Below are 21430 nucleotides of genomic sequence, written 5' to 3' on the forward strand. Positions count from 1 at the left end.
GGAAGGTTGAACGATGATGCAAAGCTGGTTCTCGATCGCGGGGCTGATTCTCGTCTCGGCGGGATTGGCGAGTTGTGCGGCGGAAACACCGAGGCCGTCGGCGAGCGCGGAGCCTTCCGGAGCGTCGCAGCCGCCGAACTCGAAACCCGTGCTGCCGGAGGAAGAGGCTTCCCGAGCGGCGTTGGCTGCCTACGAGCTCTACTGGCAGATCAGCGAGGACGCCGGGCGGGCGCCTCGCGAGAAGGACTGGCGGCCGGAGCTGGCGAAGGCCATGGCCGACCCGGCGCTGACCGACTACGTGAACGAGGTCGCCAACCTCGCCTCCGTGCCGGCACACACGGTCGGCCGCTATCGGCGGGCGCCGAAGGTGACTTCGGTGTCCCTCGGCCAGCCGCCGCGGGTGGTCGTCACCGACTGCCTCGACGCCACTGACGAGCACCTCGTGAGCGACGCGGGTGGCCGGAACCTCGACAACCCGGACCAGCCGCGGCGGTACGAGTTCGAAGCCCAGCTCGTGCGCTACCCGAACCCGGACCGCTGGCTGGTCCAGCAAGTCCAACCACGCCTGGAGAAACCATGCTGAAAGAAAGCTGCCTCCTGGCCGCCGGCCTGGTCACCGCAGCCTTGCCCGCGGTGGCGTACGGCCAGGCGGGCCCGGGCGGATGTCAGTCAGCGGGCACCCGCGGGATGTGCTGGGTGGAGGCGACCGACCCGGGACGCCCTGGCACAGCAGGTTCCCCGCAACACGGCTCGGGCCCGGCCGAGCAAGCCGGTGGCCGCGCATCGGGTGCGCCGCAGTTTGCATGCGTCGACCAGCCGTGGACGCCACCGCCGGCGGGCGATCCCCTGTGGGGTGGCCACTCGCCGTCCCAGGGCTCGCTGAAGCTGCTGATCTGCCAGGGCGGCGGAGCACTGCAGGGCTGGCCGCGGGTGGTGTTCGCGCCGAACGGGCAGCCTGTCGTGGTGCCGCAGGTGTCGCCGGCCGAGCTGGCCGAGCAGGCCATCTCGGCGATGGGTCTGTCGGCGCCGGACATCCGGCTCGCGCCTCCGGCGGGCTCTCCGCACGGTGCGACGATCGGCTTCCCGGTGTGGATGTGGACCGCCCGTCGCGAGGCCACCGTCGGGCCGATCACCCGGACCGCGAGTGCGGGTTCGATCACCGTGACCGCCACCGCGACCCTGGCGAAGATCGACTGGTCCATGGGCGACGGGGCATCGGTCAACTGCGTCGGGCCCGGCACCGAGTTCAGCGACGGCCTGGCCGGACAGCAGTCGCCGACCTGCGGCTACGTGTATCGCGGCCTCGTCGCCGGGGGAGTGGCTGCGATCAACGCGACCAGCCGCTGGGAGATCCGCTGGCCCGGTGGCGGGCAGAGCGCGTTCCGGACGATGGCACTGACCTCGTCGGCGCGCCTTCCCGTCCGCGAGATTCGCACGCTGAACACCAGGGGCCTGCGATGACGACGCGGGTGCAGCAGTTGCGTGGGGTGCCCGGCACGCCGCCGGCGCCGGTTCCGCTTCGACCGCCGCGTCGTCGCCGGTCCAAGCTGCTCGTCCTGCTGGGCGTGGTGCTGTCGGCCGTCTCCGCCGCGGGCATCGTCTGGATTTTCCGGGCGACGGATGACGCAGTGGCCGCGGTCGGTGTCGCTCGGCCCGTTCGCTACGGCGAGGTCATAACCGCCGAGGCGCTGCGCGAGGTCCAGGTCCGGCCGGACCCAGGCCTCCGGCCGATGCCCTGGGATCAGCGGTTCCAGATCGTCGGCCGGACGGCCCCGACGGACCTCGAGCCGGGCGAGATCGTGACGCCCGACGCGGTCGCGGACTCGCCCACGGTCCCGGGTACCGGGCAGCAACTGATCGGCGTGCCGGTGAAGCCGGGACAGCTGCCCGCGGCGCCGTTGCAACCTCGCCAGCCGATCCTCCTCGTACCCGCAGGCGCAGAGGCGTGGCCGCCTGTCCGCGGCGCAGTGATCAGCGTGAGTGACCGCGACGCGACTTCGACGCAGGTGGTGGACGTCGTCGTGCCGGAAGCGAATGGCGTGCAGCTGGCCTCTCGCGCCTCGGCCGGTGGGGTGGCGATCGTCGTGCTGCCGAAGGACCGGTGATCGACGTGCTGATCTCGTTCGTTTCGGTCAACGGCAGTCCTGGCGTTTCGACGGCTGCGATGGCGCTGACCTGGGTCTGGCCGCGCCACGCGGTGGTCGCCGAGTGCGACCCGACCGGGGGTCGTGCGCTCGGCGTGTTCGACCCGGATGGCAGCCACGGCCGGCCTGGCGTCTTCGACTTGATGCTCCAGGCGCGGACCATGCCGCTGCACCGGGCGATGTCCGGCCAGCTGCTCGTCCTGCCGGATGGCACCGGCCGTCACCATCTGCTGCCCGGTGTGAGTTCTCCGAGGGAGGCCGACAGCCTGGATTGGCGGCGGCTGACCTCGCTGTTCCTGGAGCTGGAGACGGTCGACGTCCTGGCCGACTGCGGCCGGTTCCGCAGCCGGGCCACCCCGGCCGCGGTGCTGAGCGAGGCCGACCTCGTCGTGGCGGTCGTGCGGAACTGCCGCGGCTCGTTGGGAAGCTTCGCGAGGGCCGTGGACGTCCTTCGCGACGAGCACGGCGTCTTCGACCACGAAGGGCTTGTGGTCTTGATCGCCGACCCGGACCCCCGGATCCATCAGCGCTTCGCGCACGGGGAGATCGGGAAGGAACTCGGCCTGCACGTCGTCGGCGCGCTGCCGTGGGACCCGGTCGGCGCGGCACAGTTCACCGATCTGCACCGGCCTGGCCGGAAGTTCGAGACGTCGCCCCTGCTGACTCACGCGCGCCGGGCCGCGGACGAGATCGGCCGCCGCGCGATGGAGCGGATGAGCTGGCTGCGGAAGCCACCACCGGTGGTGAACGGCCATGTCCGTTGACGTCGCCGCGTTCGCGGATCTCGACGAGATCGTCGACCGGGTGCAGCAGCGTCTCGCGCCGCTGGTGCAGCAGCAGATCGCGTCAGGCGAACGGGACGAGCGGGCGGTCGCTGAGATCCTGCTCGACGACGTCCTCGAGACGGTGATCAAGGAATGGGCCGGCTCCGGGCGGCCGTTCCTCGACTTCGAGCAGGAGCAGGCGGTCAGGTCGGCGGTGCTGGCGGAGATGTTCGGTCTCGGCCGGCTCGAGGCCCTTCTGGCCGACGACGAGGTCGAGAACATCGACATCATCGGCAGCGACCCGGTGTGGCTGTCCTACCACGACGGGCGTGTCGGCCGGGCCCCGCGGATAGCCGCCACCGACCAGGCCGTCGTGCAGTGGCTGCAGCGGATCGCTGCCCGGATGGGCCGCACCGAGCACACGATCAACGACGCCCGCCCCTTGCTCAATATGGAGCTGCCCGGCGGGGAACGCCTGGCCGCGGCCATCGGCGTCACCGATCGCCCGCACATCTCGATCCGCCGTCACCGGCTACCGACCGCGGGCCTGGAAGCGCTGCGCCAACGCGGCATGCTCTCGACCGCCCAGCTGGCACTGCTGCGCGCGGCGGTCCGGGCGGAGAAGAACATCGTCATCTGCGGTCGGCAGAAGGCCGGGAAGACGACCTTGCTGCGGGCGCTGTGCTGGGAGGTCCCGCCCACCGAGCGCTTTGCGACGCTGGAAACCGAGTTCGAGCTCGGCCTGCACCGCCATCGTGACCGGTTCCCTGCGGTGGTCGCCTTCGAGGAGCGGGAAGGCAACACCGAGCGGTGGGAGAACGGCCGGCCGGTCGGCGGCGTCGACCTCCCACGGCTGGTGTGGCAGTCGCTGCGGATGCACACCGCGCGTACGGTCGTCGGCGAGGTCCGCGGAGGCGAGATCGTCCCGATGCTCAACGCCCTCGCCGCCGGCGGCGCCGGGTCGCTGTCCACCCTGCACGCACGCAGCGCCGCGCAGGCCATCCACCGCATGGTCCTGCTCTGCCTGGAGACCAACGCGGCCTGGACGCCCGAGTTCGCCTACGAGGTCGTGGCCAACACGATCGACTTGATCGTCCACGTCGACCTCGTGCAGGAGCCCGGCCGCCTCGATCGTCACATCGCCGAGATCGTCGCCGTTGAGCCGGGGGAGTACGGGCGTCCTGCTCGGACCTTCCTGTTCACCTCGGCGGAGGGTCGGCGTTCCGTGCCGACCGGGAACCTGCCGACCGACATCGAGGACTACGAGCGTGGCGGCTTCGACCGCAGCTGGCTGACGAGCAGCGGCGATGGCGGCTGGCTGACCGATCGGAGCCCCCGATGACCGAGTTCGTCCTAACGCTGGCCGGCGCGTGCGCCGGCCTGGGCGTCACCCTGGTCGTCCTCGGCATCAACGGTTTCGAGCCGACCGATGTGCCGGCGTTCCGACGCGGGCGGTGGCTCCTCGCCTGGTGGGCGGCTCGGCGGCGCAGCTCAGCACGGTGGACTTTGGCCTGCGGCGCGGGCGCGCTCGTCTGGCTGGTCAGCGGCTGGCCGGTCGCCGGGATTGCCATCATCGCGGCCGGCGTCTTCCTGCCGTGGTTGTTCGGCGCCGGGAAGCTCGCCGCCGAGCGGATCGAGCGGCTGGAGGCGCTCGAGGACTGGCTGCGGCGCCTCGCAGATGTCCTGCGCGCAGGTAACGCGGGACTCGTCGGCGCGCTCCAGGGCTCCACTCACGACGCGCCGCCCGCGATCAGCCCCGAAGTCACGACGCTGGGGCAGCGCCTGCGCAGCTGGGACGTCGCCGACGCGCTCCTGCAGTTTGCCGACGACCTCGACGACCAGATCGGCGACGCTGCCGCGGCCGGCCTCTGCGTCGCGTACCGGCAAGGCACTGGCACCGCCGAGCTCCTGACGACCCTGGCCCGGCAGATCGCCGCCGACGTTGCGGCGCGTCGGGACGCGGAGTCGGAACGAGCCCGTAGGCGATCCGCGGCGCGGATCCTGCTTGGCCTCTGGGCCGTGATGTTCGTTGGCTTCGCCGCCTTCGGCAGCGACAGCTACACCTCGGTCTACAACTCGGTCGGCGGGCAGCTGGTGCTCGCTGTCGTGCTGGGCGTCGTCGGCGTCGCGATGGTGTGGTTGCGACGGCTCGGTGTCGAGCCCGCGGCCCCTCGGTTCCTTCGGGAACGGTCATGAACACCGAAGCGGCGCTGATCATCCTCGCCATCACGGCCGCGATCGGCGTGACGCTGGTCGTGGCGGCCTTCGCGCCGACGCGGCCCCGGCTTGCTGACGTGCTGCACGAGACGCCGCAGGGAGTGCGCCATGGTCTCCTCGCGCGTGCGGACCGGCTGAAGCTCATCGCGAAACCTGCTGACCTGTCGCTGGTGGGGCAGTCCAGCGAGTCGTTTGTGGTCCAGCGGGTCGGCTTCCTGCTCGTCGGCGCGTTGTGGATCCCCGTCCTGACCGTCGTCCTGGCACTGGTCGGTGCAGCCCCGCCGATCGTGCTGACCGGCGCGGCGTCCATCGGGTGCGCGCTCCTCGGCTGGCAGCTGCCGGTGATCGTGCTGAACAGCAAGGTCAAGCACGCCCGGGCAGCGTTCGCCGGCGCACTCGCGGCCTACTGCCGGCTCGTCGCGCTGGGCCGGCTCGGCGACCGCGGGCCGGTCGAGGCGTTGCGCTACCCGGCCACGCTCGGCTCGGACTGGGCGTTCCGGCGGATCAAACTGGCCATCGACGAAGCCACCCTGCGCGGCCGGATGCCCTGGGACGGCTTCACCGAGCTGGCCGAGGAAACCGGCGTCCGCGAACTGAAGGACATCGGGCACATCATCGCCAGCGCCGGCCAGGACGGCGCCAGCATCGTCGACACCCTCCGCGCCAAGGCCGCCGCCCTGGACGAGAAGCAGCTCGCCGACCGCAAGACCGGCTCCTCGGTCCGCTCGGACCGCATGGACATGCCCGTCGCCCTGCTCGGCCTGGCGTTCATCGCCTTCCTCGCGTTCCCCGGCCTCTACCTGATGCTCCGCACCTGAAAGGGAGAAGATCATGCACGGCAAGATCACGTACTGGTGGCTCTACCTCCAGACCCGCCTGAGCCAGTTCGCCGACGAGGGTGAACGCGGCGACGAGAACATCACCAAGGCGTTCTACGCCGCACTCGGCATCACCGTCGCCACGCTGATCGGCGCCGGCATCACCGCTTTCGTCAACGGCAAGCTCCCGCTGATCGGCGGCCACTGATGCTGCCCGGTGAACGCGGCGACGACAACGTCGCCGCGGCGGTCATCTTCAGCGCCATCCTGCTGGTCGCCTGGGCGATCCTGCAGGTCGCCGTCGTACTGCTCGGCCGCGGCGTCGCGCTCGAAGCCGCCCGCGACGGCGTCCACGCGGCCCGGCTTCCGCCGGTGGACACCGCGGCTGCCGCCTCTGCCGCGGCCGGCTACGTCACTCGGGCCACTGGCTCGTGGCTGAACGACGTCACGGCGCACGCCGAGACCGACGGCACCAACGTCTCGGTGACGGTCACCGGGGACGCGGTGTCGCTGGTGCCGTTCGCGCAGTTCCCGATCAGCCAGACCTCGTCCGGTCCGATCGAGGAGCTGCGGCCGTGAAGCCGTCCGAGCGGGGCGACATCACCATCGAGGCCGTGGTCGGTGTCGTCGCGCTCTTCCTCATCTTCGGACTCGGTCTGGCCGGCCTGCGGCTGCTCGTGGCCGACGCGGCCATCGACGATGCCGCCCGCTCCGCCGCCCGAGCGGCGTCGATCGCTCGCGACGGCCAGGCCGCCGCGGTCATGGCGGATCGCCGCGCTCGCGCCGTGCTGGCCGAGCAGAAGTTGGCGTGCAGCAGCCTGAACGTGGGGGTGGACGCCCGTGACTTCGCCAAGTCGCTCGGAGAGTCCGGATACGTCGTCGCGACCGTGACCTGCGTCGTGGCCCTGGCTGACTTGGCTCCGGGCATCGGCGGCTCGAAGACGCTCCGGTCGGAGTTCCGCTCGCCGATCGACCGGTACGGAGCCCGGTCATGAGGTCCCTGCAAGGTGAACGCGGCTCGGCATCGGTGCTGATCCTCGGGTTGAGCGTTGCGGTGCTGGTCGGCGTCGGGTTCGCCGTCGACGCCACTCGCAAGGGCCAGGCCTATTCCCAGGCGACGTCGATCGCCGAGGAAGCCGCACGTGCCGGAGACCAGGCACTGAAGACCCGCGAGCTGGCCGCAGGAACCGACGCGGACGTGGATCCCCAGCTGGCCGTGGCCGAAGCACAGCGCTACCTCACCGCGTCCGGGGCAAGCGGAACCGCGCGCTGGGCCGACGGCCGCCTCATCGTCGAAACCACGATTACCCGGCCGACTGTCTTCCTCGGCTCGATCGGCGTCTCCGAGTTCACCGTCCACGGCACCGGAGCGGCGGTCGCGGTGTCCGCAGGATAGGAGGAAGTGCGATGCGAGCTGCGAGGCTGTTCGTCGGCGTCGTCACACTGGCCGCGATCATCGCGGCCCCGCCGATGGCGCTATGGCACTTCCGGTCCGCCTACCTGCCCGACCACGTGCCCTCGATGTCAGAGGTCGCCGCGTGGCTGACCAGTGAAGACACCGGCCAGGTCTTCCTTCTGCTGCTGGTCGGCGCGGGATTCGTCGCCTGGCTCCAGCTGGTGATTGCGATCGCGCTGGAAGCGGTTGCCCAGCTTCGCGGCGCCACCGTTCCGCGGCTCCCTTGCTTCGCATGGGCTCAGCGCATCGCTGCCGGCTTGGTGCTCGTCGTACTGACCGGCACAGCGGCCGAGGCCGCGGAGCCTGCCGGCGACGGAGCTCCGTCCACGCATGTGGTCGTCCCCGGCGACACCCTGACGAAGATCGCCGCGAGCGAACTCGGCAGCGCCGCCCGCTACCAGGAGATCTACGACCTCAACCGCGGCGCCCGCCAGCCTGACGGTCGCTCCATCCAGAAGCCCGGCCTGCTGCGGCCCGGTTGGGTCCTGCGCTTGCCGCACGACTCCGACTGCGAAGAAGTCGTCGTGCGGCCTGGCCAGACGCTGACCCAGATTGCCCGCGAACAGCTCGGCGACGCTGGACGATACCGCGAGATCTTCGACCTCAACCGCGGACGACTCCAGCCCGCTGGGCATCTGCTGGACGACCCCGACACGATCCATCCCGGCGACGTCCTGCGCATACCCCGCCCGCCGAAGCCAGCCGCCGGAGGTGGCGGGGCTCCGGCAGCCGCAGTGTTCGCCCGCGTCTCCGACTCGTGCCAGCCGGCTGAACCGTCTCCGTCTCCGCCTCATCCCGTCCAACCGCCTGAGCCGTCTGGCAGCGAAACCCCTGCCCCGATTAGCCAGCCCTCGAAGGCGCCGCCGTCGGCCGCCGAGGTAGACGACGGATCGTCGGTCCTGCTGACGAGCTTCGGCAGTGTCCTCGCAGCCGGCCTGCTGACGCTGCTGGCCATCCGGCGACGTCGTGCGCAGCAGCGTCGACGTCCCGGACACCGCATCCACACGAAGGAACCTGGCCCGCTCGAACACGCCCTCCGAGCAGCCGCGCATCCGGCCACTGTGGAGGACCTGGCCCGGGCGCTGCAAACGCTTGCGGGGCATGTCGGATACGACCTGCCGAAGCTCCGAGCCGTGAAGATCGGGACAGAGGGGATCACGCTCCGGCTCGTCGGGACGAGCGAGCCGGTCGAGCCGTTCGTCAAGTCCGGACCGTCCGAGTGGCGGCTGGACTCGACGGCGAGCCTGAACGGCGGCGGCGTCCCACACCCGTATCCCGCGTTGGTGTCCCTCGGGCATACCCAGGAGCGAGACCTCCTGCTGATTGACTTGCGAGAAGTGGGCGTCCTTACCCTCGGCGGCGACCTTGAGGCGGTGAAACCCGTCTTGCTCGCGATGGCTTGGGACCTCGCAGCGGCTCCGTGGAGCGCTCGGACGCAGATCACGCTGGTCGGTGTGGGAAGGACCTCGGCCGAGGCCCACCCGGATCGACTTCGGTTCGCGTCAGGCTGGGACGAGGCCATCGCGTCGCTCGAGCCCGAACCGGCCCGGCCCCAGGTGCTGCTGTCAGCTATACCGCTGACTGGCGACATCGTGCGACGCCTTCAGCCGCTTCGCTTGGACGCCGTCGTGGCAGCTCACGAAGAAGACGTTGTGCTGCCGGGTGCGTGGCACCTCGACGTGACGAACAGGTTCACGCCGTTAGAGGTCTTGGGCGAGGACATCGAGCTGCGGAGGCTTTCACCTGCGCAGGTCGCCGAACTCGTGTCAGCACTCGCTGAGGCGAATGAGTCCAACCAGGTACTGCACGACGAGTACCGAGATGTCCCGCCGGAGGAAAACGGCCTGCCAGAGCCGTATCAGGCACGCGAGCCTGTGAAGCCGGTCATGCTGGACTCCACCGTGACGGCGACGCCGTCGCTCCAGATGCTGGGTCCGGTCCGGCTGCGCGGGGCCGACCCGCAAGCCGTCGAGGGCAAGAAGCTCAACCGCTTGACGGAGCTGGCCGCATTCCTTGCCCTGCATCCCGGCGTGACGGCCGACGAGATCTCCCACCAGCTCGGCACGGATACCCAGCCCTGGTCCGCGGCGACCCGGCAGGGCTACATCTCGCGCCTCCGCACCTGGCTCGGCCGAGACGAGAACGGCGATCCGTACGTGCCGAACGTCGACGCCCGTCACGGCGGCTACCGGATGTCGGACTCGTTCACCTCCGACTGGCGTATCTTCCGAGACTTGGCTCGCCGTGGTCTCGCCGACCGAGACAGCGGGGTCTCGGATCTGCAGCAAGCTCTCGACCTGGTACAGGGGACCCCGTTCGGTAACGTCCCGGCCGGCAGGTATGCGTGGAGCTCCTGGCAGCAGCGGGAGATGATCGATGCGATCGTGGACGTCGCCCACACACTGGCTGACGCCCACCAGAAGGCCGGCGACCTCCCATCGGCACGCCGGGCAGCTATGCGGGGGCTGCTGGCCGAGCCGGTGAGCGAGATCCTGTACCGAGACTTGCTCCGCATCGAGTACCGCGCCGGCAACCTCGCAGCCGTTCGCCAGACGGCCGACAAGCTCGCCGCCCTCGCCAATTCACTTGATCTGGAGCTTGACGAGGAAACCAGCTCCCTGGTGAGCGCGCTATTGGCTGGCCGGTCTTAGCGATCAAGCTAGCCTGCCGCGATATTGAATTGTCGACCACGTCTTTTCACGTGTCTCGCTCAGAAGTTCCCTCTGAAGTGGGTTGCGAGACCTGTGGATCAAAGTCATGCCGGTCTCGACCCTGGTCTCGCGAACAGGCTCGGTGGTCGAAGTGGCAGTCTCGGCAGAGGAATCGGGGTGCAGTCACGTCTCGATGGGGGAGCTGGCATCGCGCCAGAGTGGTCCTCGGTGGTGTTACGATCAGGAGCATTCCCGCGGCGAGAAATGTTCTTTCTCCGGCCGCGTCGAGCTAGTCGGTGGGGCAACCGCAGAAGGATTGCGCGCCCGGCTTGCTCGCGCATCGGCAGATCTTCTTCGTTGGGCTGCCGACGCGTCGTCCGCTGAACCCGCCGAGGATGCCTGATCGCCATGAATTCACCCGAGCGTGTGATCGTCAACCCTCCCGCCCCCGGGCTGCCCGGTTTCGGCCAGCGTGGCCTTCACACCGGGGTCTCGGGGCCATCGGGACTGTCCGACCATGCGGTCTCGCCTCTGGGGATGCCGCTGGCTCTGCTGCGCGACGAGGTTCGCGTCGCCTTCCTGGGGCGAACCTCCACAGAGGACCAGCAGGACCCCCGCCAGTCGATCCTGCGCCAGCTGGGCAACAGCAAGACGGCCTTGCCCGAATCCTGGGTCATCGTCGCGCACTTCTACGACGTCGAATCCGGGCGCATGGAACTGGACCGGCGTGGCCGCGGCGACCACTACGACCGCTTCGACATCCCCATCGCCCGTGACGGTGGCATCGCCGACCTTCTGCAGGAAGCCGCGAGACCGAACCGCAGGTTCGACGTCGTCATCTGCGAGAGCATTGCGCGAGTGGCGCGCCGGGCCTACGAGGGACTCTCGGTCGAGCGAGACCTCGAGCGGTGCGAGGTCTCGCTGTTCGCGGCGAACGAGACCATCAGCGTCTCGGGCAGTCGAGCCCAGCGGATCCTTCAGCGCCGGATCAACCAGTCCGTCGCCGAGTACGAGGTCCTGAACACCCTCGAACAATCCTGGGGAGGCACCTGCACCCACGTCCGCGAAGGCTGGAACATCGGCAAGCCCTGCTACGGCTATAAGGCCAAGGTCTTCCGGCACCCCAATCCGGCGAAGGCGGCGAAGGGATTCACCAAATCCCGCCTCGAGCCGGACGGGCCCTGCGGCGAGACGGTCACACAGATCGCTGCATGGGCCTACTACGACCACCTGGGCACCGACACCATCGCGGACTTGCTCAACCAGGACCTCGTCAGGCATCCACCACCATGCCCGCCGGACAGCCGCCGGGCCCGGGGATGCTGGAGCAGGTCGAGCGTCAACGACATTCTCCGGAACCCGAAGTACACCGGCTACCAGGTCTACAACCGCCGGGCCACCCGGTCCCGCAAGGGCAAGCACAACGACCCGGTCAAGTGGGTCTGGTCACCTGAGCCTGCGCACGAGCCGCTGATCCCGAAGTGGATGTACGACGAGCTCATCGGGCGCCGCCGGAGCAAGGAGCGGTCCAGGGCGAGCAACGCGCCGAACTCACATCCACAGACGAAGCGGACCTACCTGTTCCGTGGCGTGATCTACTGCCCGTGCGGCCGTCGCATGGTGGGGGAGATCCGCCACGGCCGGCCCTACTACCTGTGCCGGCCGAGCAACAACAACCGCGGACGGCCCGACAACTACCTGGGCCACCCCAAGACGCTTTACCTGCGCGAAGACGCACTACTCGACGCCGTCACTGCCTTCTTCGCTGACCGCGTATTCGGTCCGGAACGCCGAGCGATCCTCGACGCTCAGCTGGCCGGCATGGACACCGGAGAGGCAGACGAGCGCGATGCCCAGCGCGCGCAGCTGCAGAAGGCCCTGGACGGTCTGGCTAAGAAGCAGGAGTCGGTCCTGGAGCAAGCGATGAACGGAGACCCGGATGACGCGTTCACCAAGGCGCTGAGGGGGCGGTACAACGACCTCGAGACCCAACGTGCCGATCTGGCGTCCAGGCTGGCGGCCGTTGACGAGCCAGCCGGAGCCGAGCCAAACAAACCGAGTGCCGAAGCCCTCTCGATCCTCGACGCGCTGCCGTACCTGGCCGTGAACCTCGCGAAGGCGCCGGAGGATCTCCTGAGGACCCTCTTCGAGGTGGTTCAGCTCATCGTCCAGGTCCACGACGAGGGCGAGCATGCGACAATGACGATCACCCTGCCCGCCGACCAGGTCAACGAGGTGGCGAGCACAGCAGAGAGGATTGGCGACCAGATGAACCCGCAAGGGACGCCCCAGGGGCGTGCCGGTGGGGTTCTGGATCGTGCCCCCGGTGAGATTCGAACTCACACTGGACGGGTTTTGAATCCGTTGCCTCTGCCAGTTGGGCTACGGGGGCGTGACGTCGTGACTCTACGGGATCACCCGCCCCCCGCTGACTCCGGGGGCGCAGTGTCCCCCGCCACTTCGTGGTGAACGCCATCTCTTCATCTGGATCGTTCCCGGTAGGCTTCAGGTTCGCGGAACGCCGCGAGACGTCGCGGAACGCCGCCGGACGTCAACGTCACGTCGAGTCTTCAGGAGGACCCCGGTGACCGATCAGGCTACCGAGGCCAACGGTGCCGCCACCGTGCCGCAGCGTCGGGTGCTCGTCGCGGAAGACGAGGCTCTCATCCGGCTTGATCTCGTCGAAATGCTGCGTGAAGAGGGCTATGAAGTGGTCGGGGAGGCCGGGGACGGCGAGCAGGCCATCGCCCTCGCCACCGATCTGAAGCCCGATCTCGTCATCCTCGACGTCAAGATGCCCAAGCTGGACGGCATCGAGGCCGCGGCCAAGATCACCGGGGACCGGATCGCGCCCGTGGTCATCCTCACCGCCTTCAGCCAGCGGGACCTCGTCGAACGCGCGCGGGATGCCGGGACCATGGCCTACCTCGTCAAGCCCTTCGCCAAGCGGGACCTCGTGCCCGCCATCGAGCTCGCCGTCAGCCGGTTCTCCGAGCTGCAGGCCCTCGAGGCCGAGGTCGCCGGGCTCACCGACCGGCTCGAGACGCGGAAGGTCATCGACCGGGCCAAGGGCCTGCTCATGAGTCGGCAGGGCCTCACCGAGCCCGATGCCTTCCGGTGGATCCAGCGCACCGCCATGGACCGCCGGACCACCATGAAGGCCGTCGCCGAGGCCGTCGTCGAGAGCATCGGGAGCTAGCCGGACCGGCGGCCGGCAGGCAGAATCACGCACGTGAAACTCCGCCTGCTGGCCGTCGTCGTCCTCCTCAGCGCAGCAGGCTGCCAAGCAGCCGCTCCGAGCGCGCCCGCGCCCACCGCCTACGAGCTGCCGCCGCGGCCGGTGCGGCCCGATGAGACCGCCCTAAAGCTGCCGCCCGTCAAGAACGGCGACACCGAGTTCGACCTGATCGGCCTCGCCGCCGGGCTGCCCAGCATCACCGGGAGCCACGCCGAGATGCTCCCCAAGGGCCAGTACGTGCGCCTGCGGCTGGTGGTCACCAACACCGGCACCTCGAGCGTCCTCTTCGACACGAAACGCCAGCTGCTGGTCGACGACCAGGGCGGGACCCACCCGTCGGACGAGCAGGCCATGCTGATCAAGCGCCAGCCCGCCCAGTTCGACCTCGGCCACGGCGTGCGCGTCGAGTTCGACCTCTACTGGGACATCCCCAAGGACCGCAAGCCGGTCGCGATCAAGGCCTTCGGCGGCCCCACGATCACCGACATGAAGAACCTCAACGGCACCGACATCAAGCTGTGAAAAGGGGCCCGGCGCAGCAAGCGCCGGGCCCCTGAAAAACAACCGCGATCAGACCCCGAGGTCGCCACCGAGGTAGGCGGCCCGCACCTTCGGGTCGTCGAGCAGTTCGGACCCGCGGGCGCTCTGGACCACGCGGCCCGTTTCGAGCACGTACGCCCGGTCCGACAGCTTCAGCGCCTGCTGGGCGTTCTGCTCGACCAGCAGCACCGTCGTGCCGCGCTTGTTGATCTCCCGGATGATGTCGAAGATCTGCGCGATCAGCATCGGCGCCAGGCCCATCGACGGCTCGTCGAGCAGCAGCACCTTCGGCTTCGTCATCAGCGCGCGGCCGATGGCGATCATCTGCTGCTCGCCGCCCGACATCGTGCCGCCGAACTGCGTCTTGCGCTCGTTCAGCCGCGGGAACAGCTCGTAGACCTCGTCGAGGTCGGCCTTCAGGTCGTCCTTGCGGGTGTAGGCACCCATCAGGAGGTTCTCCTGCACCGTCATGCCGGGGAACACGCCCCGGCCCTCCGGCGACTGGCCGATCCCGAGCAGCACGCGCTTGTGCCCCGGGGTCTTCGAGATGTCCTGGCCGTTGAACACGATCCGGCCGCTGGTCAGCGGCCGCAGCCCGGAGATCGTCTTGAGCGTCGTGGTCTTGCCGGCGCCGTTGGCCCCGATGAGGGAGACGATCTCACCCTCGTCGACCTGGATGCTCATGCCCTTGAGGGCCGCGATCTTGCCGTAGTGGACGTTGATGTCCTCGGCCTCAAGAAGCATCTTCGGACACCCCCAGGTACGCCTCGATCACCTTCTGGTTGTTCTGCACCTCGTGGGGGAGCCCTTCTGCGATCTTCTGCCCGAAGTCGAGCACCGCCAGCCGGTCGCTGATGTGCATGACCAGGCCCATGTCGTGCTCGATCAGCAGCACCGTGCGGCCGTCGTCCCGGATCTTGCGGATCAGCGCCTGCAGGGCGTTCTTCTCCGCCGGGTTCATGCCCGCGGCCGGTTCGTCGAGCAGCAGCAGCTTCGGGTCCGTGGCCAGCGCCCGCGCGATCTCCAGCCGGCGCTGGTCGCCGTAGGAGAGGTTCTTCGCGATGCTGTGCTCGACCCGGCCGATGCCGACGAAGTCGAGCAGTTCCCGGGCCACCTCGCGGCCGTGCTTCTCTTCCTTGCGGTGCCACGGCAGGCCGAGCGTCGCGCCGATCGCGCCCGTCTTGTGGTGCGCGTCGACGCCCACCATGACGTTCTCCAGCGCCGTCATGTTGTGGAACAGCCGGATGTTCTGGAACGTCCGGGCGATGCCGCGCTTGGTGACCTTGAAGCGCTTCATCCCGTCGATGCGGTCGCCGTCGAAGCGGACCTGGCCCTCGGTCGGGTGGTAGACGCCGGTGATCACGTTGAACACCGTCGTCTTGCCCGCGCCGTTCGGCCCGATCAGGGCGAAGATCTCGCCCTGGTTGATGCTGATGTTGACTTCGCGCAGGGCGGTCACGCCGCCGAAGCGCATGGTCACGTTGTCGATCTCGAGCATGGTGTTCACTTGACGACCTCCGCCGAAGCCTCGGTGTCGGGCCCGGCCACTTCGGCACCCATGGCGCCCATGCCGCCGGTTCCTTCCCGTAGTTCGGCCTTGCGCTGCCGGGACGGCAGCAGGCCCTCCGGCCGCAGGGCCATCATCAGGACCAGCACGAAGCCGAAGATGAGGATGCGGTACTCGGACAGGAACCGGAACCGCTCGGGCAGCCACGCGATCACGAACGCGCCGAGGATGACGCCCGGCAGGTTGCCGGAGCCACCGAGCACGACCGCGGCCAGGATCGTCGCCGACAGGATGAACGGGAAGTTGTTCGGCTCGATGAACACCGCCTTGCTGGCGTAGATCGTGCCGGCGAACCCGCCGATCATCGCGCCGATCGCGAAGGCGAGCAGCTTGAACTTGAACGTCGGCACGCCCATCAGCTCGGCCGCGTCCTCGTCCTCGCGGATCGCCGCCCACGCCCGCCCGACCCGGCTCTTGCTGAGCCGCACCGAGAAGGTGATGACGAGGACGATCGCGAACAGCATCAGGTAGTAGTACGGCGCCGGGTCGAGGAAGAACTCCATGCCGAAGATCGGCTCCGGGTGCGGGACGTTCGTGATGCCGCGCGCCCCGCCGATGGCGTCGGTGTTGTTCGCGGTGATCCGGACGATCTCCCCGAAGCCCAGCGTCACGATGGCGAGGTAGTCACCGCGCAGCCGCAGCGTCGGTGCGCCGAGGATGACGCCGGAGATCGAGGCCAGGAAGATGCCGAGCACCACCGTCGGCCAGTAGGACCACCCGTACGACGTGCCGATCGACGCCCACGTGTAGGCACCGATCGCGAAGAACGCGACGAAGCCGAGGTCCAGCAGGCCGGCGTGGCCGACGACGATGTTCAGGCCGACGGCCAGCAGGATGTACGTGCCGACCGGGAAGATGAGCACCGTCGTCCAGTCCGAGTCCGGCGACATGAACGCGCCGATCCAGGGCGCGGGCAGGATCAGCGCGAACACGATCAGGGCGAGGTAGACGCCGTAGCGCTGCCACTGGGGCGCCTCCGCCCACCAGTCCCGCAGCCCGTCGACGGGGTGGAACCCGCCGCGGGCGGGCTTTCCGTTGCTGGTAGCCACTTCTTCGCCCTTCATGCGCGTGCCCGTTGCAGCGATTCACCGAGGATGCCGGTGGGCCGGAACATCAGGACCAGCACCAGGACGACGAACGCGGTGACGTCCTTCCAGGCCGAGCCGAGGAAGATGGAGCTCCAGTTCTCGACCAGGCCCAGCACGATCCCGCCGAGCAGGGCGCCGCGCAGGTTGCCGATACCGCCGAGCACCGCGGCGGTGAACGCCTTGATGCCGAGCAGGAAGCCGATGCGGTAGTCGGTGTTCTCGTACTCCATGACGAACAGGGCGGCGGCGACGCCGGCCATGGCCCCGCCGAGCAGGAACGTGATGCGGACGATCCGGTCGATGCTGACACCCATCAGCACGGCGGCCTCGGGGTCCTGAGCCGTGGCGCGGATACCGCGGCCGATCCGGGTGCGGCTGACCAGCTGGTCGAGCACCACCATCACGATGACCGCGCCGACGATCACGAAGACGTGGTCGGTGCGCACGACACCGTTGCCGATGCGGAACAGCTCCTCGTGCGGGACGAACCGCGGCGCGGACTGCTGCACGCGGCCCGGCTTGTCGAACAGCCACGGGATGATCTTGAGGCCGAAGGCCTCCTGCAGGAACAGCGAGGCGCCGATCGCCGAGATCAGGGCGGCGAGCCGGGTCGCGCCCTTCTTCCGCAGCGGCCGGTAGGCGAGCTGCTCCAGCACGATCGCCGAACCGCCGGACACGAGGGCGGAGGCGACGATCAGCAGGAGCAGGATGCCGATCATCGAGAAGATGGTGAACGGCGCCGTGGGGGCGATGGTGACGAGGATGAACAGGGACGTCATCGTCCCGATCATGAAGATTTCGGAGTGCGCGAAGTTGATCAGCCTCAGCACGCCGTAGACCATCGTGTAGCCGAGGGCGATGAGGGCGTAGATGGAGCCGGCTACCAGGCCGCCGATGGTGCTGCCCAGAAACTGGCTCTGCAGATCTTGGAACATGACGTAGTTGCCTTACCTGACGGGGCGAGGATGGTCGCCACATTGGCGGGGAGCGGAGGTGCTGTGGTCGTCCACAGCGCCCCCGCTCCCGTTAGGTGTTTCTCTAGCTCCGTCAGCCGTTGATCTTGGCTTCGGTCGAGGCGCCGAGGTTCTTGATGACCCCGCTGACGACCTGGTACACGTAGATCGCGTTCGTCTGCGGCTCGCCGTTCTCCTTGAACTTGACCTGCTTCGACGCGCCCTTGAAGTCTTCCGTCTTCAGGAAGTCGTTGATCTTCTCACCGGTGGTGTTGCCGGCCTTGACCGCGTTGATGATGGCGGTCGCGGCGTCGTAGCCCTCGGTGGCGTAGATCGCCGGGTCGACGTTGAACTTGGCCTTGTACTTCGTGGCGAACTCGTTCTGGGCGCCCGCGTCCGGGATGTTGCACGGGCAGCCGACGACGGCGCCTTCGGCCGCGGCGGCACCGGCGCCGGAGACCAGCTGCGGGTCGAGCGAACCGTCACCGGTGGCGAAGATGGCCTTCACGCCACCGTCGCGCAGCTGCTTGAGCAGGCGGCCACCCTGGGCGTAGTACCCGCCGAACGCGATGACGTCGGGGTTCGCGGCCTTGACCTTCTGCACGGTCGAGGAGTAGTCCGACGCGTCCTTGGCGAACTTGTCGCGCTCGGTCGTGATGCCCTTCTCCTTGAAGGTCTTCTCGAAGGCGTCCGCCAGGCCGACGCTGTACTCCTGGTCGTCCGAGATGACGTACGCGTTCTTCGGCGACTTCGCCGTGATGAGGAAGTTCGCGATGGCCGGGCCCTGGTCGTTGTCGTTCGCGACGACGCGGTGCCAGTACTTCCAGCCGTTGTTCGCCAGACCCGGGTTCGTCGCCGACGGCGAAACGCTCGGGATCTTGCCCTGCTCGAGGACGCCGCCGACGGCCTTCGACTCACCGGAGAACGCGGGGCCGATCAGGGCGGTGATCTTGTCCGTCCCGATCGCGGTCTGCACCAGCGAGGTGGCCTGCTCCGGCTTGCCCTGGCTGTCGTAGTTCTTCAGCTCGAGCTTCACCTTGGGGTTCGTGGCGTTGTACTCGTCGATGGCGAGCTTGGCGCCGTTGTTGGGCGGGATCACGATCCCGGAGTTCTCCCCGGTCAGGTCGCCCATGAACCCGATCTTCAGCGTGCTGCCGTCACCACTGTTGCTGGACGAGCCGCCACCGGCGCAGCCCGCCAGCGCGAGCGACGTCGCCGCTGCGAGGGCGAGAACCCGTCCAAAACGCACTCCTGACACCGACTACCTCCCATGACCAACCAGCCGCCGGTAGGCGTTGCCCCCGACACAGGGGCTAGGTTAGGGCAGGAAGATATCCCTCTCCGCCGTCTTGTGCACAGGCGCCCTCGCTACTCTGTGTCCACATCGTGACGATCGCAACCGACACGAATTGCACGAAAAGGCCAAGAACGTTTCGTGGTGGGCTGTCGCTGGTCACGCAGCGATGCTAAGTATCGGCGCACGTTTGGCGAATGGGTGACGACCGTGTTTCACCGGTATGTCATCGCCCATTTCGGCGCCCGGTCGGTGGCCGGTTTCCCGGCGATCCGGTGTTCACCCTGGCGAGGGTGCGGCCGCGCGAGCACCGCCGTAGGGATGCACCTTACGTCCGGTTCGGGCCGCCGTTCGGCCCAGCCCCCGCAGGTCTGCCCGAAAGGCCATCCGGCTTGTCACAACCAGCGGTTGTCGTGGCCGCCGGAACGGCTGTTGGACCCCCGCCCCGCCCCGGCGGTTGGCTGGTGGCAACCGAGAGACAGGGAGAACCGGATGGGCGAGATGGTCGAGGGTGTCGCGGCGGGAGTGCCGTTCGTGGCGGTGCCGCCGGCGGACCCGGCCGCGCCGGCCGCGCTGGTGGCGGGCTGGCACCTGATGGACGCGCCGGCCAGCGAACGCACGATGGCGGAGGCCGTCCCGATGGCGGGCCTGCCGGCGTGGCGGGTGTACCTCGGGCTGCCGCTCTCCGGCGCGCGGCTGCCCGAAGGCGGTCCGGAAGAGGTCTTCCGGCGGGCGAGCGAGGACGCCGTCCTGAACGTGTTCGAGCCGGTCACCGAGCAGGCGGCGAGCGAGTTCCCGGCCGCGCTGGCCGAGCTGCGCGACCGGCTGCCGGGCGCGACGGGACCGCTCGGGGTGTTCGGCGGCTCGGCCGGGGCGATCGTGGCGCTGGAGGTGCTGGCCCGCGGCGACGCGGACGTCGCCGCCGCGGCGGTGGCCAGCCCGGTCGTCCAGCTCGCGGCGATGATCGCGGCCAACGAACGGCGCTTCGGCGTCAGCTACTCGTGGACCGAGCGCTCCCGCGCGGTCGCGGCGCGTTACGACTACGTGGACCGGGCCGCCGAGCTGGCCGCGCCGCTGCTGCTGGTCACCGGGGCGGACGACGACGTCGCCGTGCGCGAACCCGCGGCGGCGCTGCACGAGAAGCTGGGGAGCGAGCTGGTGACCGTCGACGGGATGGCCCACGAGTTCCCGCCGGGGACCCCGGCCGCCGCGCGCGTCGACGCCGCCTTCACCGAGTGGTTCGCCCGGCGGTTGCGAGGCTGACGTCGCCGGCGGGCAGCCAGGCGGCCCCGGAGTCGTAGGCGCACCAGTCCTCTTCGCGGCTGGTGCGCCCGGCCAGGGCCAGCAGCCGCCGCAGCGCCGGGTGCGCCCGGCCCCGCCGCCAGACCAGCGACCACGGGAACAGCGGGGACGGCTCGAACGGCAGCACCGTCAGGTTCAGGTCCGGGGCCAGCTCCATGTCGGCACCCGCCAGGGTGACGCGCCGCTTGCCGTACCGCGTCTGCTCCAGCGTGTGCCGCAGGTCGTAGCTGACGCCGGAGTCGTCGATCGGCACGCCGAACGCCTCGCACAGCTCCTGCAGGTAGGACAGCCATTCGGCGGGGCCGCCGAGGCCGGGCAGCCAGATCCCGTCGGCGCGCAGCTCGTCGAGGCGCAGCACGTCCTGCACGGCCAGGGGGTGTTCCGGCGCGAGCAGGGCGACCAGCGGCTCGAGCCGGACCGGCCGGTGTTCCAGCTCGTCCGGCAGCGGCCGCCCGCAGCCGGACACCCGGCCGAAGGCGGCGTCGAGCTCGCCGGACAGCAGCGGATCGATGGCGTTCGCGAACCCGCGGCCGGCGACCCGGTCGATGCGCAGCCCCGGCTCGTGCGCGGCGAGCCGGCGGAGCACGAACATCGGGGACAGCCGGTGGTCGACCAGGTCGACGCGCAGCGGCCGGTCCTCGGCGCCCATCGCGGCCACCGCGGCGTCGGCCACCCGCACCAGCTCGCGCGCGTGCGGCAGGAACCGTTCGCCGTCGGCGGTCAGCTCGACCGAGCGGTTGGTGCGCAGGAACAACGGCGTGGCGAGGGTGTCTTCGAGCTTCCGGATCCGCTTCGACAACGCCTGCTGGGTGAGGAACAGCGCCTGGGCGGCCCGCCCGAAGTGGCGCTGGTCCGCCGTCACCACGAACGCCCGGACCTGGGCGAGGTCGAGGTCCACGGGGCTCAGGCGCCCGGCGGGCGGTCCCGGACCACGCAGGTGAGCCGCGCGGTGCAGGTGCGGCGGCCCTCGTCGTCGGTGAGCACGATCTCCGCGGTGATCGTCCCGCGGCCGACGTGCAGCGGCGTCGCCACGCCGGTGACCGTGCCGGAGCGGACGGCGCGGTGGTGCGTGCAGGACAGCTCCAGCCCCATCGCCGCGCGGCCGGGGCCCGCGTTGAGCGCGGCGACCGTCGAGCCCAGCGCCTCGGCCAGCACGGCGTTGGCGCCCCCGTGCAGCAGGCCGTACGGCTGGAGGTTGCCCTCGACCGGGATCGTGCCGACGACGCGTTCAGCCGTCGCTTCGAGCAGCTTCATGCCGACTTTGTCGTTCAGCTGCTGGTCCGCCGCCGCCGGGTCGATGCCCGACAACCGGTCCACGTCGATGTGGGCGGCGCGTTCGGTCACGCAGTGCTCCTCTTCCTATGCGACACGTAAGAGTGTCGGACCCTCAGCCTAGAC

24 protein-coding genes, 1 tRNA gene and 1 pseudogene are annotated in these 21430 nt (G+C 69.4%); 16 read left to right on the top strand and 10 right to left on the bottom strand.

All coding sequences use genetic code 11. The features are described from left to right. Nucleotides 1–13 precede the first annotated feature (13 nt). The 12 genes from ACLJPY_RS44795 to ACLJPY_RS44850 are packed head-to-tail and all read left to right on the top strand — an operon-like array spanning nt 14 to nt 10050. Entirely contained in the window at nt 14–583 is a 570-nt protein-coding gene (locus ACLJPY_RS44795) for a hypothetical protein (RefSeq protein WP_410597085.1), read from the top strand. Beyond that, nucleotides 577–1461, top strand: coding sequence for a hypothetical protein (locus tag ACLJPY_RS44800; RefSeq protein ID WP_410597086.1), 885 nt, complete (start codon nt 577–579; stop codon nt 1459–1461). The genes ACLJPY_RS44795 and ACLJPY_RS44800 overlap by 7 nt, the downstream gene beginning before the upstream one ends. Next, on the top strand, nt 1458–2105 hold the full coding sequence (locus ACLJPY_RS44805; RefSeq protein WP_410597087.1) for an SAF domain-containing protein: 648 nt from the start codon (nt 1458–1460) through the stop codon (nt 2103–2105). The genes ACLJPY_RS44800 and ACLJPY_RS44805 overlap by 4 nt, the downstream gene beginning before the upstream one ends. Then, nucleotides 2102–2908, top strand: a complete 807-nt coding sequence (locus ACLJPY_RS44810; protein WP_410597088.1) for a hypothetical protein — start codon at nt 2102–2104, stop codon at nt 2906–2908. The genes ACLJPY_RS44805 and ACLJPY_RS44810 overlap by 4 nt, the downstream gene beginning before the upstream one ends. Then, a complete protein-coding gene (locus ACLJPY_RS44815) occupies nt 2898–4250 on the top strand; it encodes a CpaF family protein (RefSeq protein WP_410597089.1) in 1353 nt (450 codons plus the stop codon). The genes ACLJPY_RS44810 and ACLJPY_RS44815 overlap by 11 nt, the downstream gene beginning before the upstream one ends. Then, the gene (locus ACLJPY_RS44820) at nt 4247–5104 is read left to right on the top strand and encodes a type II secretion system F family protein (RefSeq protein WP_410597090.1); all 858 of its coding nucleotides are present in this window, start codon (nt 4247–4249) and stop codon (nt 5102–5104) included. The genes ACLJPY_RS44815 and ACLJPY_RS44820 overlap by 4 nt, the downstream gene beginning before the upstream one ends. Then, complete coding sequence (locus ACLJPY_RS44825) at nt 5101–5943, top strand: type II secretion system protein (protein ID WP_410597091.1); 843 nt, start codon at nt 5101–5103, stop codon at nt 5941–5943. Before ACLJPY_RS44820 ends, ACLJPY_RS44825 begins: the two co-directional genes overlap by 4 nt. A 13-nt stretch (nt 5944–5956) precedes the next feature. Beyond that, the gene (locus ACLJPY_RS44830) at nt 5957–6151 is read left to right on the top strand and encodes a hypothetical protein (RefSeq protein ID WP_410597092.1); all 195 of its coding nucleotides are present in this window, start codon (nt 5957–5959) and stop codon (nt 6149–6151) included. Next, nucleotides 6151–6522, top strand: coding sequence for a hypothetical protein (locus ACLJPY_RS44835; RefSeq protein WP_410597093.1), 372 nt, complete (start codon nt 6151–6153; stop codon nt 6520–6522). Before ACLJPY_RS44830 ends, ACLJPY_RS44835 begins: the two co-directional genes overlap by 1 nt. Continuing rightward, complete coding sequence (locus ACLJPY_RS44840) at nt 6519–6938, top strand: hypothetical protein (protein ID WP_410597094.1); 420 nt, start codon at nt 6519–6521, stop codon at nt 6936–6938. Before ACLJPY_RS44835 ends, ACLJPY_RS44840 begins: the two co-directional genes overlap by 4 nt. Beyond that, nucleotides 6935–7339 (top strand): pilus assembly protein TadG-related protein, encoded by a 405-nt coding sequence (locus ACLJPY_RS44845; RefSeq protein WP_410597095.1) that lies wholly within the window; start codon nt 6935–6937, stop codon nt 7337–7339. Before ACLJPY_RS44840 ends, ACLJPY_RS44845 begins: the two co-directional genes overlap by 4 nt. Before the next feature lie 11 nt (nt 7340–7350). Then, complete coding sequence (locus tag ACLJPY_RS44850) at nt 7351–10050, top strand: LysM peptidoglycan-binding domain-containing protein (protein WP_410597096.1); 2700 nt, start codon at nt 7351–7353, stop codon at nt 10048–10050. A gap of 414 nt (nt 10051–10464) precedes the next feature. Here the strand turns inward: ACLJPY_RS44850 and ACLJPY_RS44855 are convergent, their stop codons facing one another. Then, nucleotides 10465–11331, bottom strand: a complete 867-nt coding sequence (locus ACLJPY_RS44855; protein ID WP_410597097.1) for a hypothetical protein — start codon at nt 11329–11331, stop codon at nt 10465–10467. Between ACLJPY_RS44855 and ACLJPY_RS44860 the strand changes: the two are divergent. Continuing rightward, nucleotides 11296–11748: pseudogene (locus tag ACLJPY_RS44860) on the top strand (recombinase family protein); the annotation flags it as partial. The gene ACLJPY_RS44855 and the pseudogene ACLJPY_RS44860 sit on opposite strands and share 36 nt — an antisense overlap. Nucleotides 11749–11787: 39 nt before the next feature. Here the strand turns inward: ACLJPY_RS44860 and ACLJPY_RS44865 are convergent. Together ACLJPY_RS44865 and ACLJPY_RS44870 are read right to left on the bottom strand one after the other, a co-directional pair. Then, entirely contained in the window at nt 11788–12243 is a 456-nt protein-coding gene (locus ACLJPY_RS44865) for a hypothetical protein (RefSeq protein WP_410597098.1), read from the bottom strand. Between the two features lie 125 nt (nt 12244–12368). After that, nucleotides 12369–12442: transfer RNA gene (locus ACLJPY_RS44870), tRNA-Leu, on the bottom strand. Nucleotides 12443–12634: 192 nt separating this feature from the next. Between ACLJPY_RS44870 and ACLJPY_RS44875 the strand changes: the two genes are divergently transcribed. Next, nucleotides 12635–13249: an ANTAR domain-containing response regulator gene (locus tag ACLJPY_RS44875; RefSeq protein WP_247021332.1), complete on the top strand. Its 615-nt coding sequence runs from the start codon at nt 12635–12637 to the stop codon at nt 13247–13249. Nucleotides 13250–13282: 33 nt separating this feature from the next. Then, nucleotides 13283–13810 (top strand): hypothetical protein, encoded by a 528-nt coding sequence (locus ACLJPY_RS44880; protein ID WP_410597099.1) that lies wholly within the window; start codon nt 13283–13285, stop codon nt 13808–13810. Nucleotides 13811–13858: 48 nt separating this feature from the next. On the opposite strand, the gene ACLJPY_RS44885 is transcribed toward ACLJPY_RS44880, so the two are convergent. The 5 genes from ACLJPY_RS44885 to ACLJPY_RS44905 all read right to left on the bottom strand — a co-directional run bounded on the left by ACLJPY_RS44885 (nt 13859) and on the right by ACLJPY_RS44905 (nt 18685). After that, complete coding sequence (locus ACLJPY_RS44885; protein WP_410597100.1) at nt 13859–14572, bottom strand: ABC transporter ATP-binding protein; 714 nt, start codon at nt 14570–14572, stop codon at nt 13859–13861. Beyond that, nucleotides 14562–15326, bottom strand: coding sequence for an ABC transporter ATP-binding protein (locus tag ACLJPY_RS44890; RefSeq protein ID WP_410574590.1), 765 nt, complete (start codon nt 15324–15326; stop codon nt 14562–14564). The genes ACLJPY_RS44885 and ACLJPY_RS44890 overlap by 11 nt, the downstream gene beginning before the upstream one ends. Nucleotides 15327–15331: 5 nt before the next feature. Next, nucleotides 15332–16459: a branched-chain amino acid ABC transporter permease gene (locus ACLJPY_RS44895; protein ID WP_410597101.1), complete on the bottom strand. Its 1128-nt coding sequence runs from the start codon at nt 16457–16459 to the stop codon at nt 15332–15334. Further along, the gene (locus ACLJPY_RS44900) at nt 16456–17418 is read right to left on the bottom strand and encodes a branched-chain amino acid ABC transporter permease (RefSeq protein ID WP_308673362.1); all 963 of its coding nucleotides are present in this window, start codon (nt 17416–17418) and stop codon (nt 16456–16458) included. The genes ACLJPY_RS44895 and ACLJPY_RS44900 overlap by 4 nt, the downstream gene beginning before the upstream one ends. Before the next feature lie 112 nt (nt 17419–17530). Further along, nucleotides 17531–18685, bottom strand: a complete 1155-nt coding sequence (locus tag ACLJPY_RS44905) for a branched-chain amino acid ABC transporter substrate-binding protein (RefSeq protein ID WP_410597102.1) — start codon at nt 18683–18685, stop codon at nt 17531–17533. 537 nt (nt 18686–19222) lie between these two features. Here ACLJPY_RS44905 and ACLJPY_RS44910 point away from each other — a divergent pair. Then, nucleotides 19223–19993 carry a prolyl oligopeptidase family serine peptidase gene (locus ACLJPY_RS44910; protein WP_410597103.1) on the top strand — a complete coding sequence of 257 codons (771 nt, stop codon included), beginning with the start codon at nt 19223–19225 and terminating at the stop codon, nt 19991–19993. On the opposite strand, the gene ACLJPY_RS44915 is transcribed toward ACLJPY_RS44910, so the two are convergent. Then, nucleotides 19959–20930, bottom strand: a complete 972-nt coding sequence (locus ACLJPY_RS44915) for a LysR family transcriptional regulator (protein WP_410597104.1) — start codon at nt 20928–20930, stop codon at nt 19959–19961. The genes ACLJPY_RS44910 and ACLJPY_RS44915 overlap by 35 nt on opposite strands. A gap of 5 nt (nt 20931–20935) precedes the next feature. Further along, nucleotides 20936–21376, bottom strand: a complete 441-nt coding sequence (locus tag ACLJPY_RS44920; protein WP_410597105.1) for a hotdog fold thioesterase — start codon at nt 21374–21376, stop codon at nt 20936–20938. Nucleotides 21377–21430 lie beyond the last annotated feature (54 nt).

It is taken from the genome of Amycolatopsis sp. lyj-23, assembly GCF_046549135.1.
Lineage (GTDB): Bacteria > Actinomycetota > Actinomycetes > Mycobacteriales > Pseudonocardiaceae > Amycolatopsis.